Annotated in this window: 9 protein-coding genes; 4 read left to right on the top strand and 5 right to left on the bottom strand. The window is 69.8% G+C overall.

The genetic code is table 11. The features are described from left to right. Positions 1 to 287: 287 nt before the first annotated feature. From KPL78_RS27355 to KPL78_RS27345, 3 genes are all read right to left on the bottom strand, one after another. Positions 288 to 1,259 (bottom strand): NAD-dependent epimerase/dehydratase family protein, encoded by a 972-nt coding sequence (locus tag KPL78_RS27355; RefSeq protein WP_219766376.1) that lies wholly within the window; start codon positions 1,257 to 1,259, stop codon positions 288 to 290. Beyond that, on the bottom strand, positions 1,256 to 1,840 hold the full coding sequence (locus KPL78_RS27350; protein WP_255569520.1) for a D-sedoheptulose-7-phosphate isomerase: 585 nt from the start codon (positions 1,838 to 1,840) through the stop codon (positions 1,256 to 1,258). The genes KPL78_RS27355 and KPL78_RS27350 overlap by 4 nt, the downstream gene beginning before the upstream one ends. A gap of 288 nt (positions 1,841 to 2,128) precedes the next feature. Then, entirely contained in the window at positions 2,129 to 3,013 is an 885-nt protein-coding gene (locus KPL78_RS27345; protein ID WP_219766374.1) for a LysR substrate-binding domain-containing protein, read from the bottom strand. Positions 3,014 to 3,132: 119 nt separating this feature from the next. On the opposite strand from KPL78_RS27345, the gene KPL78_RS27340 reads away from it, so the two are divergent. After that, positions 3,133 to 3,354, top strand: a complete 222-nt coding sequence (locus KPL78_RS27340; RefSeq protein WP_219766372.1) for a DUF1127 domain-containing protein — start codon at positions 3,133 to 3,135, stop codon at positions 3,352 to 3,354. A gap of 45 nt (positions 3,355 to 3,399) precedes the next feature. On the opposite strand, the gene cysE is transcribed toward KPL78_RS27340, so the two are convergent. Both cysE and KPL78_RS27330 read right to left on the bottom strand, forming a co-directional pair. After that, complete coding sequence (gene cysE / locus KPL78_RS27335) at positions 3,400 to 4,053, bottom strand: serine O-acetyltransferase (protein WP_219766371.1); 654 nt, start codon at positions 4,051 to 4,053, stop codon at positions 3,400 to 3,402. Positions 4,054 to 4,073: 20 nt separating this feature from the next. Then, positions 4,074 to 5,096: a cysteine synthase A gene (locus KPL78_RS27330; RefSeq protein WP_219766395.1), complete on the bottom strand. Its 1,023-nt coding sequence runs from the start codon at positions 5,094 to 5,096 to the stop codon at positions 4,074 to 4,076. Positions 5,097 to 5,306: 210 nt separating this feature from the next. On the opposite strand from KPL78_RS27330, the gene KPL78_RS27325 reads away from it, so the two are divergent. The 3 genes from KPL78_RS27325 to KPL78_RS27315 all read left to right on the top strand — a co-directional run bounded on the left by KPL78_RS27325 (position 5,307) and on the right by KPL78_RS27315 (position 11,219). Beyond that, on the top strand, positions 5,307 to 6,035 hold the full coding sequence (locus KPL78_RS27325) for an ImuA family protein (RefSeq protein ID WP_219766369.1): 729 nt from the start codon (positions 5,307 to 5,309) through the stop codon (positions 6,033 to 6,035). A gap of 463 nt (positions 6,036 to 6,498) precedes the next feature. After that, positions 6,499 to 7,995, top strand: a complete 1,497-nt coding sequence (locus KPL78_RS27320; RefSeq protein WP_219766367.1) for a Y-family DNA polymerase — start codon at positions 6,499 to 6,501, stop codon at positions 7,993 to 7,995. Then, positions 7,992 to 11,219, top strand: a complete 3,228-nt coding sequence (locus KPL78_RS27315; protein ID WP_219766365.1) for an error-prone DNA polymerase — start codon at positions 7,992 to 7,994, stop codon at positions 11,217 to 11,219. Before KPL78_RS27320 ends, KPL78_RS27315 begins: the two co-directional genes overlap by 4 nt. Positions 11,220 to 11,280 lie beyond the last annotated feature (61 nt).

Below are 11,280 nucleotides of genomic sequence, written 5' to 3'. Positions count from 1 at the left end.
CCAAGCCCAGCCAGATCACCAAAGGCACAATCCACAGCCTCCTCAGCCCAGCACCCAGCCATCCACATCCAAGGGACAGCCAAGAACCAATCTACTTCCAAAACCCGATGCAATTTTAAAAGAACAACACCAGATCGACCCGAGATAACCTCAGGGGAGGTCACCAATCGCCGATCCAGCGAACTCCGCTTTCTTCGCGGGCCGAGGAAGTTACCGGGTCACCCCGTCTTCGTCAACCCGCCCCGTCAGCGGCGTGGGGGGGCTTTTATGGCCCTTAGCGGGGGCGGTCAACCCCCCTTTCGCCAGGAAAGGAACCATTCCGCAAAGCGAGGGATCCCGACCTCGATCGGCGTGCGCGGCGCATAGCCGCACAGCGCCTGGATCGCCGTGATGTCCGCGAAGGTTTCCTCGACATCCGTCGCCGGGCGCGGCGCATCGACGACCACAGCCTTCTGGCCGAGTGCCTCTTCCAGCACCTCGACGAACCGCCGCACTTCGACGCTGCGGTGATTGCCGATGTTCAGCAGCCGCGGTTCCACTGCCGGCGCCGGATGGTCCAGGCAACCCACGACCCCGGCCACGATGTCCTCGACGAAGGTGAAATCCCGCTTCAGACGCCCGGCGTCATAGAGCGTGATCGGACGCCCCTCGAGGATCGCGGCCCCAAACATCCAGGGCGCCATGTCCGGCCGCCCCCAGGGCCCATAGACGGTGAAGAAGCGCAGCCCCGTCTGCGGCAGCCCGAAAAGATGCGCGTAGGATTCGCTGATCAGCTCGCCCGCGCGTTTGGTCGCGGCATAGAGCGAGACCGGATGGTCCACCCGGTCCGTCTCGGCGAAGGGCAGTTGCCGGTTCCCGCCATAGACCGAGGAGGAGGAGGCGTAGACGAGATGCCCGAGTCGCGGCAGGCGCCGCGCCAGTTCGAGCATCACGAGATGCCCCATCACATTCGCCTGCACATAGACGTAGGGATCGACCAGCGAGTACCGCACCCCCGGCTGCGCCGCGAGATGCACGATCCGGTCGATCCCCGGCTCCGCCTCCGCCAGGCCGAGCATGGCATCGCGGTCCGAAACATCGGCACTGATGAAGCGAAAGCCGGGATGGCCCTCCAGCCGCGCGAGTCGCGCCTGCTTCAGCCGCACATCGTAATAGGGGTTCAGATCATCGACCCCGATCACTGCCTCACCGCGCCCGAGCAACGCCTCGGCGACATGCATCCCGATGAAGCCGGCGGCGCCGGTAAGCAGGACACTCATGCGCGGACCAGCCTGTCCTCGAGAAGTTCCATCACGGCATGCCCCAGGGTGATGTGCATTTCCTGGACCCGGGCAGTGACGCGACTCGGCACCAGAAGCGCGTGATCGCACAAGGCGAGCGCCGGCCCCCCATCGCCGCCCAGCATACCGACCGTCGCGATCCCCATCCCCCGCGCCGTCTCCAGCGCCCGCAGCACGTTCGGCGACCTGCCGCTGGTCGTGATGCCGAACAGCACATCCCCGGCCCGGCCGAGACCCGAGAGTGGCCGGGCGAACACCTCGTCGAAGCCATAATCGTTCCCGCCCGCGGTCAGCGCCGTCGGGTCGAGAGTCAGGGCGATCGCCGGCCAGGACGGCCGCTCGACCGCCGAGCGCAGCCGGATCAGCAATTCGGTCGCGAGATGCTGGGCATCCGCCGCGCTGCCGCCATTGCCGCAGAAGAACAGCCGCCCGCCGCCGCGAATCGCGCGCTCGCAAGCCTCCACCACGCCGATGACGGCGTCGGCCGCCTCCGCGGCGAGGCGACGGCGCAGAAGGGCGCCCTCTTCCATGATGGTCGCAAAGAGGGCCGCCTCATCCATGCTCAGTCATCCGCCGTGGCACTGCATCGTCATGTCGACAGGCGCGCCGAAGCTGTAAGCCGGTTCGCCTCCGCACCATGCAGACCATGGTGTCTGCCGAACCGCTCGGCGGAAAGAGGGGAACGACGCGCGCCGGCTGATCCTGCCGGCTTTCCCCGGTCGCCCGAGGCAGGGCGCGGCACGCCCTGCGACAGCCGGCCCCGCCCGTCGGTTCATCCGATGCCTCAAGCCAATGACCGCCTTCGTATCGAATCGTCCTGGCGCAGATGACACGGCACGCGACCGGGCTCAAGCCTGGGTAACCGTGGCTTCGGCGAATCCGGCGCGAATCGCCTCGGCCAGGGTCTCGACGACAGGACCGCCTCCAGGGCCGGTGACGAGAACGATGGCGAAATCCGGCAGCGGCGGCATGCCGTCCTCGGCCCCCAGGAAGCGCAGCCCCGCCGGCAAGGGCCCCGGCAGGCCGATCGTCACGGCCAGGCCCGCCAGCGCCGGTGCCAACGTGCCCGCCTGTGAGGTGCTGGTATAGGCGACACGCCACGGCAGGCCGGCCTCATCGAGCGCCCGCACCGCGGCACGGCGCCAGACGCAGCTCGGCTGTGCCGTCGCCAGCGGGATGGGCGAGCGCCGATGCGCCGCATGGGCCGTCGAACCGATCCAGCGCAGCCCCGCATGCCACAGGGGCTGACCCGTCATGCCCGGCCGCTCATTGCCGCCCGAGAGCAGGGTCAGGTCGATCTCGTCCTCTTCCAGCCGCTGGACGAGTTCGTTGGACGGCGCGCAGGTGACGACGACCTCGACGGCCGGATGCACCTCCGCGAAGCGCGCGAGGATGCCCGGCAGCCAGCGCAGCGCGTAATCGTCGGGCGTCCCGAGCCGCACCGTTCCGGACACGGCCGGGGTGCGGAAGGTCGAGACGATCTCGTCATGCATGGCGAGCAGCCGCCGGGCGCGTTCCAGCAGCCAGGCGCCATGCGGCGTGGTCTCCACCCCGCGCGGTCCGCGCAGCAGCAAGGGCTGGCCGAGCGTCTCCTCGAGCCGACGGATCTGCATGGAGACGGCCGATTGGGTGCGCCCCACGGCATTGGCGGCGCGGGTGAAGGATCCGCCCTCGGCGATCAGCACGAAGGAGCGCAGCAGGTCGGGATCGATGCCCGGGGGAATGGCCAGCATGGCGGTGACCTCCGGCCGGAGGGATCAACGATGCTGATGCCAGCCGTCAATAGATTTCGTTTTCCTGATGCATTGCCGCCCTCCATTTTCGGGCCCGGCGCCATCAGGAGGACCGCCACATGACGACCCGCAGCCTTCCCGTTTCCCACCCCGTCCGGGCCGCAGCCGCCCGCGGCACGACCTGGCTCGACTGGCTGCGCCGCATCCTCCAGGCGGTCGAAAGCCGACGCCAACTGGCCGAGATGGATCGTCGCATGCTGGCCGATATCGGCATCAGCCGGTCCGAGGCGCTGGAAGAAGCCGCCCGCGCCCCCTGGGACCTGACACCGCCGCGGCGCTGAAACACCGCGGGGCTTCCTCGACCGGGCGGGGTTTCCCCTGCCCGGTCAGTTCGTCGTGACGGGCTGGCGTTCCAGCTCAGCGACGCGGGTGCGGAGCGCGGCAAGTTCCGCGCGCATGGCGGCAAGCTGCTCGCCGATGGGATCGTCCTCGGGATGCGTGATGCCGTAGCCGACGGTGGGATCGGCGCAGATCGACCCCGCCGGCGGCCGTGCCGGGATGCCCACCACGGTGCAGTTGGCGGGCACATCCTTCGTCACCACGGCATTGGCGCCGATGCGGGCGCCGTCGCCGACCAGGATCGGCCCCAGCACCTGCGCCCCGGCGCCGATCGCCACGTTGTTGCCGATGGTCGGATGCCGCTTGCCCGGCTGGCCGGACAGGCCGCCCAGCGTCACGCCGTGATAGATCAGCACGTCGTCGCCGATCTCCGCGGTCTCGCCGACCACGACGCCCATGCCGTGGTCGATGAAGAGCCGCCGGCCGATGCGCGCGCCGGGGTGGATCTCGATGCCCGTCAGGAAGCGGCCGATATGGGAGACGAAGCGGCCCAGGCCGTGCAGCCCCATCCGCCACAGCGCATGCGCCATGCGATGCCACAGTACCGCGTGCAGCCCGGCATAGCAGAGGATCGTCTCCGGCCAGGACGGCCGCGCCGGGTCGCGGCTGCGAATGGTGCGGGCGAGTTCGATCACTTCCATGGATGCCCCCGAAGGACGGATCAGGCGAGCCACGGCGGCACGGGTAGGCCCTTGCCGCGCAGGAACTCCGGATTGAACAGCTTGGACTGGTAGCGCGCACCGCCATCGCAGAGCAGCGTCACGATGCGGTGACCCGGCCCGAGCGCCTTGGCCACCTTGATCGCCGCCGCGACATTGATGCCGGCCGACCCGCCGATCGAGATGCCTTCATGGATCTGCAGGTCGAAGACCTGCTCCAGCGCTTCCTCGTCGGTCACCTGCACGGCGTCGTCGATCAGCGCGCGGTCGGGTTCGAGGTTGCCGGGCACGCGGGCGGCCTGGCCAATGCCTTCGGTGATGGAGTTGCCCTCGGCCTTCAGCGTGCCGGTCTTCACCCAGGAATAAAGCGCGCTGCCCATCGGGTCGGCGAGGACGATGCGCACACCCTTTTTGCGCGCCTTCAGCGCGCGCGCCACGCCGGCGAGCGACCCGCCGGTGCCGCAGGAACAGGTGAAGGCGTCGATCTGCCCATCGGTCTGGGTCCAGATCTCGGGGCCGGTCGTCGCCTCATGCGCCGCGCGGTTCGCCGTGTTGTCGAACTGGTTGGCGTGGACGGCGCCCAGTTCCTCCGCGAGTCGCCGGCTGAAATGCACGTAGTTGCCGGGATCGGAATAAGGCTTTGCCGGCACCAGCCGCAGATCCGCCCCGATCATGCGCAGGAAGTCGATCTTCTCGCGCGACTGCGTCTCGGGAATGACGATGACGCTGCGATAGCCCCGCGCATTCGCCACCAGCGTGATGCCGATGCCGGTATTGCCGGCGGTGCCTTCCACCACGGTGCCGGGCTGGCCCGGCGTCAGCAGCCCCCGCTTTTCCGCATCAAGGATGATGCCGAGACCCGCCCGGTCCTTCACCGACCCGCCGGGATTCATGAACTCCGCCTTGCCCAGGATGTCGCAGCCTGTCGCGGCGCTAGCGCGGCGCAGGCGGATCAGCGGGGTATTGCCGACGGCACCCTCGAAACCCTCCACGATGCCGGAGGCCGGGGGCGGGACTGCGTCCATCATGAGGCGTTCCTTGCGCTTTACCGCATGATGGTCGGGTGCCTCGGACAGGCCGGCAAGGGGCAGGAAATCGTTTCTCCTGAGCCGCTTAGAGACAGAAACCTTTGGCACGGAAGGGCGTATCGGGGCCAAACCCTCCACGACGCTTGACCTGTTGGGGCGCGGTACTAGAACATAAAGCGAACATCAACGGCCCCTCCCCTTCAGGCCATGTCCACTCTCCCCCTCGACCGTCCCGCCCTGATCGCCGCCCTCCGTGCCCGCATCGCGCGCATGGAGCGGGCCGGTGCGGCCGAAGCCCTGGCGACACGGGGAGAGGATGCCATTCCCCTCGCCCCCGCCATCGATGCCGCCCTGCCCTGGGGCGGGCTGCCCCGTGCCGCGCTGCACGAGGTCCTGGCCGGCGAACCCGGTGCGGCCGCCGGCTTCGCCACCCTTGCCCTGGCGCGGGCCGGCGGCACGGTGCTGTGGATCGCCCCGGACCCTGATGCCTGGCCGCCCGGCCTATCCCGCTTCGGCCTGTCGCCCGCACAACTCGTGCTGGTCCGCGCGACCCGCCAGCAGGACGCGCTCTGGGCCATGGAGGAAACCCTGCGCTGTCCGGCGGTCGGCGCCGCGCTGCTGATGGTATCGGGGGATCTGGACCTCACGGCCGCCCGCCGCCTGCAACTGGCGGCCGAGGCCGGCGGCGTGCTCGGCCTGCTGCTGCGGCCGGACGAGGATGGCGCCGCCCCGACCGCCGCCCTGACCCGCTGGCGCGTCGGGGCCACGGCCTCGGACAGCCCCAGCTCGCATGCCTTGGGCGACCCGGCCTGGTCGCTGGAACTGCTGCGCTGCCGCGGCGGGCGGCCGGCGCGCTGGCAGGCGGCTTGGCATGGCGACCAGCTCGTCACCGAGGAAAGCGCAGCGCGGAGCGGAGCTGTTCGGAGGCGCGCATGACGGCGCAGGGGAACCGAGAGGGGCCCTGCCCCTCTCGGGCTCACCCCGCCAAAGGCCGAAAGGCCTTTGGAAACCTCAACTTGGCGCCGTGCGCCGCGGACAGAATGGTGCCGAGACCCGCACCTGCGCACCAGACGCGCTTGGCGGGGGCAGCATGGCCGTACCGCTCGGCACCCAAAGATTGCGGTCCAGGCGCTCCAAGCACCTGGCGGGGTGGCTCGGAGGGGCAGAGCCCCTCCGATTCCAACCTCGGCGGAAGCAGCCAGCTTATCAGAAAGGCCTTTCGGCCGATGCGGGCTCCCATTGACGTTGAAAAGCAACGCCTATGGCTACCCGTGGCCGAATGGGTCCGGGTGGGACAAAGTCCCTCCCGCGCCCTCCCATGAGACGCCGCTTCTGCCGTCCGCCCCGCCTGGACCTCCCCTCCCTCTTCCCCGAGGGATCCGGGGAAGCCTTGCCGGCGGTGCACAAGGTCGCCTCCCTTGGCACTCCTCGCCGCGTCCTCGCCCTCCTCTTTCCCCGCCTGCCGGTCGAGCGCCTGCGCCATCCCGGCCCGCTGGCCATCTGGGCCGCACAAGGGTCCCGCCGGATCGTGCTCTCACTCAGCCCTGAGGCCGAGGCGGCCGGGCTCGAACCGGGTCAGGCGCTCGCCGATGCCCAGGCGATCCTGCCCGACATCATTCTGGTGCCTGAGGACCCCGCCGCCGATGTCGCCCTGCTGGATCGGCTGGCGCTCTGGGCGCTGCGCTTCACACCGCTGGTGGGCGTGGTCGGCGCGAATGGCCTGCTGCTCGACATCACCGGCGTCGAGCATCTGTTCGGGGGCGAGGCCGCCTTGCGGGAAGCGGTGCTGGACCGGCTGGCGCGCATGGGGTTGTCAGCCGTCGCGGCTGTGGCGGGGCATGCCGGCACGGCGCTCGCTTTGGTGCGGACGGGCTGGAACGGGCTGGTGCCAACGGGCGAGGAGGAAGCCGCCGTCGCACCGCTGCCACTGGCCGCGTTGAACCTCGAACCGACGCTGATGGGCGTGCTGCACGGGCTTGGCCTGCGCGATATCGGCAGCGTCGCGGCTCAGCCGCGGCCGGGGCTGGTGCGCCGGTTCGGCCCGGCGCTGGCCCGCGCGCTGGATGAGGCGCTGGGCCGCGCCGCCCGCCCGATCACGCCGATCCGCCCCCCGCCGGACATGGCTGCGGCACACGACTTCGCCGATCCGGTGGTGACGCGGGAGGGGATCGAGGCGGCGCTCGACGCATTGCTGGTCGATCTGTGTCGGGCTTTGAGAGAAGCCGGGCGCGGCGCGCGGCGGATGCTGCTGCGCGCGCATCGCGTGGATGGCGATGTGCAGGAAATCGCGATCGGCACCGGGCTCGCGTCGCGCGACCCGAAGCACATCACGCGGCTTTTCCATGAGAAGCTGGAACGGCTGGAACCGGATTGCGGCTTCGAACGGATCGTCCTGGAGGCGCCGCGCACGGACCCGCTGACCGGCGTGCAGGAAGGGTTGGGCACCACGGGCCGGACGGAGCGGCGCGAGGAGTTGGCGCAATTGCTCGACCGCCTGGCGCAGCGCGTGCCGGTCTGGCGCCTGGCGCCGCGGGCGAGCCACTGGCCGGAACGGGCCATGGCACGGGTCAGCGCCTTCGGGACGGTGGAGGTACCGGATGGCTGGGCACCACGGCCGCGGCCGGTGCGACTGCTACGGCGGCCGCCGATCCTGCAGGTGATGGCGCAAGTGCCGGATGGCCCGCCCTTCCGCCTGCGGCTCGGCCGCATCTGGCACCGCGTGCTGCGCGCCGAGGAGGCCGAGCGGATCGAACCGGAATGGTGGCGGGACACGCCGGACCGGCTGCCCCGCGACTACTATCAGGTCGAGTTGGACTCCGGCGCGCGGCTCTGGGTCTGCCGGGCCGGGCCGATGGGGCCCGACGCGCGCTGGGTGCTGCACGGGCATCTGCCATGACCGACTTTGCCGAACTCGGCGCGCTGACGAATTTCTCCTTCCTCGAAGGCGCATCGCATCCGCAGGAACTGGTCGCGACGGCAAAGGCGCTCGGCCATGCGGCGATCGGGGTGGCGGATCGCAATTCCTTTGCCGGCGTGGTGCGGGCGCATGTGGCGGCGGAAGCGGAAGGCCTGCCTTTCCTGCCCGGCGTCCGGCTCTGCCTGACGGATGGCTGCGAATACCTGGCCTGGCCGACGGATCGCGTCGCCTGGGGGCGGCTGACACGGCTGCTGTCGGAAGGGCGGATGGCCGCCCCGAAGGGCGAATGCCGCATCGATCGCGCGGCGCTGGTTGCGCAGGCGCAGGGCAGCGTCATGGCGATGATCGCGCCCGAGGATATCGGCGCGGATTTCGCGACGCGTCTGCGCGCCGATGCCGTGGCGTTGCAGCCGCATCTCGCCTTGCCACTGTTCTGCGCCGTGACGCATCGTCATCGCGGCGACGACCGCCGGCGGCGCGACAGGCTGGCGTCGATCGGCATGCCGCTGCTGGCGGCCGGCGGCGTGCGCTACCACGCGCCGGTGCGACGGCGGCTCGCCGATGTGCTCACCGCCATCCGGCTGCGGACCACGGTCGATGCGCTGGGCTTCGCGGCGGAACCGAATGCCGAGGCGCACCTGAAGCCATCCGCCGAGATGCTGCGCCTGTTCCAGGGCCATGAGGAGGCCGTGACGAACACGCTGCGCGTGAAGGAGGCCTGCCACTTCAGCCTCGACCAGCTTCGCTACGAATACCCGAAGGAGGTCCTCGACGCCGGATGCACGGCACAGGAGACGCTCGCGGCGCGCGTGGAGCAGGCCCTGGCGGAACGTTGGCCGAACGGACCTTCCGCGAAGCTGCGCCGGCTGCTCGATGAGGAACTCGCCCTGATCGCGCAGCTCGACTACGCGCCGTATTTCCTCACGGTGCATGAGATCGTGCGCTTCGCGGCCAGCAAGGAGATTCTTTTCCAAGGCCGCGGCTCGGCGGCGAATTCGGCGGTCTGCTACGTGCTCGGCATCACCTCGGCGGATGTCGATACACATAATCTGCTCTTCGCCCGCTTCCTCTCGACCGCGCGCAACGAGCCGCCCGACATCGACGTGGATTTCGAGCATGAGCGGCGCGAGGAGGTGATCCAGCACATCTACGACCGCTATGGCCGCGACCGCGCCGCGCTCTGCGCCACCCTCGCCCGCTATCGGCCGCGCAGCGCGATCCGGGAAGTCGGCAAGGCGCTCGGCCTGACCGAGGATATCACGGCCGGCCTCGCCAAGGCTGTCTGGAGCCCGCGTGGGGATCGCGACATGACCGAGGTCGCTGCCGAACAGGGGCTGGATGCGGTGGGCGATCCGCGCCTGGCCATGGCGCTGGAACTCGCCGAGGAGATCCAGGATTTCCCGCGCCACCTCTCCACCCATGTCGGCGGCTTCGTCATCACCGAGGGACCGCTGGTCGAACTCGCCGTCGTGTCGAATGCGGCGATGGCGGACCGCACCACCCTCGAATGGGACAAGGATGACATCGAGGCGTTGCGCATGATGAAGGTGGATGTGCTCGGCCTCGGCATGCTGACCTGCCTGCGGCGTGGCTTCGACCTGATCGCGCAGCATCACGGCCGGCGCATGACGCTGCCCGATCTGAAGCCGACCGACCCGCGCGTCTACGACATGCTGTGCAAGGCGGACGCGATCGGCGTCTTCCAGGTGGAAAGCCGCGCGCAGCTCAACATGTTGCCGCGCCTCAGGCCGCGCGAATTCTACGACCTGGTGGTGGAGGTCGCGATCGTCCGCCCGGGACCGATCCAGGGGGACATGGTGCATCCCTATCTCCGGCGGCGGGATGGGCTGGAGGCTGCGGATATCCCCTCCCCGGCGCCAGAACATGGCCCGCCGGACGAATTGGACGTCGTGCTGAAAGGCACCCACGGCGTGCCGCTCTTCCAGGAACAGGCGATGCGCATCGCCATCGTCGCCGCCGGCTTCACGCCGACCGAGGCAGATGCGCTGCGGCGGTCCATGGCGACCTTCCGCAACGAAGGCAAGGTCGCCGCCTTCCAGCAGAAATTCATCGCCGGCATGCTCCGCCGCGGCTATCCGCAGGATTTCGCCGAGCGCTGCTTCAACCAGATCGAAGGCTTCGGCAGCTATGGCTTTCCGGAAAGCCACGCCATGTCCTTCGCCCTGCTGGTCTATGCGAGCGCCTGGGTGAAGTGCCACCACCCCGCGGTCTTCGCCTGCGCGCTGCTCAACAGCCAGCCCATGGGCTTCTATGCCCCGGCGCAGATCGTGCGGGATGCCAAGGCGCACGACGTCGCAGTGCGTGCCATCGACGTGACCGCGAGCGCCTGGGACTGCACCCTGGAACCCGACCCGCGCAGTGCCGAAGGCTTCGCGCTCCGCCTCGGCCTGCGCCTGGTGTCCGGGCTGGGCGAGGAAGATGCGACACGCATCGCCACGGCACGGGCAGAAGCGCCTTTCACATCCGTCGCCGATCTGGCGCAACGGGCGAGACTCAATCGCGCGGCGCTGGAAGCGCTCGCCCAGGCGGACGCCTTCCGCGGCCTCGGGCGCGACCGCCGCACCGCGCTGTGGGACGCCGCGGCGCTGTCCGGCCCGGCGCCACCACTCGCCGCGTCCGAAGGGCCCGAGGCCGCGCCCCGCCTGCCGCGCATGACGGCCGGCGAGCAGACGGTGCTCGACTATGCCGGCACGGGGTTGACGCTGCGGGCGCACCCCCTGGCGCTGCTTCGCCCGCGTCTCGATGCGCTGGGTCTGGCCGATACGCGCGCCCTGGGAACTGCGCCGCAGGGGCGCAGGCTGCGCCTGCCCGGCCTGGTGCTGGTGCGCCAGCGCCCCGGCAGCGCGAAGGGCGTAGTCTTCTTCACCGTCGAGGACGAGTTCGGCACTGCCAATCTCGTCCTCTATCCCGACATCGCCGAACGCTTTCGCGCCGCGGTCGTCGCTTCCCGGCTGGTGGTGGCGGAAGGCCGGGTCGAACGACACGATGCGTCCGAAGTGCCGATCATCCACCTGCTGGTCGCGCGACTGACGGACCGTTCCGATCTCCTGTCGGATTTGCACACGCTGGAGCACACCCCCTGGGACGCCGCCCTGGCCCGTGCGGATGAGGTGCGCCGCCCGGATTCCCGGGAGAATGCCCGGCCGCCCATGCGTCTGCCGCCCAGCCGGGATTTCCACTGACCTTCGTTATTGCGAATCATTCTCATTTACGCTATCCAGGCCAGGTAGCGAGAGGAGGCCC

This window comes from Roseomonas alba, assembly GCF_019430885.1.
GTDB lineage: Bacteria > Pseudomonadota > Alphaproteobacteria > Acetobacterales > Acetobacteraceae > Neoroseomonas > Neoroseomonas alba.
The sequence above is the reverse complement of the archived record's forward strand: the minus strand, read 5'-3'. Positions and strand labels throughout refer to the sequence as shown.

Excerpts from the sequence above, each read along its gene's own strand:
- KPL78_RS27355 (WP_219766376.1), bottom strand. The coding sequence starts at position 1,259 with ATGAGTGTCCTGCTTACCGGCGCCGCCGGCTTCATCGGGATGCATGTC.
- KPL78_RS27350 (WP_255569520.1), bottom strand. The coding sequence starts at position 1,840 with ATGGATGAGGCGGCCCTCTTTGCGACCATCATGGAAGAGGGCGCCCTT.
- KPL78_RS27345 (WP_219766374.1), bottom strand. The coding sequence starts at position 3,013 with ATGCTGGCCATTCCCCCGGGCATCGATCCCGACCTGCTGCGCTCCTTC.
- KPL78_RS27340 (WP_219766372.1), top strand. The coding sequence starts at position 3,133 with ATGACGACCCGCAGCCTTCCCGTTTCCCACCCCGTCCGGGCCGCAGCC.
- cysE (WP_219766371.1), bottom strand. The coding sequence starts at position 4,053 with ATGGAAGTGATCGAACTCGCCCGCACCATTCGCAGCCGCGACCCGGCG.
- KPL78_RS27330 (WP_219766395.1), bottom strand. The coding sequence starts at position 5,096 with ATGGACGCAGTCCCGCCCCCGGCCTCCGGCATCGTGGAGGGTTTCGAG.
- KPL78_RS27325 (WP_219766369.1), top strand. The coding sequence starts at position 5,307 with ATGTCCACTCTCCCCCTCGACCGTCCCGCCCTGATCGCCGCCCTCCGT.
- KPL78_RS27315 (WP_219766365.1), top strand. The coding sequence starts at position 7,992 with ATGACCGACTTTGCCGAACTCGGCGCGCTGACGAATTTCTCCTTCCTC.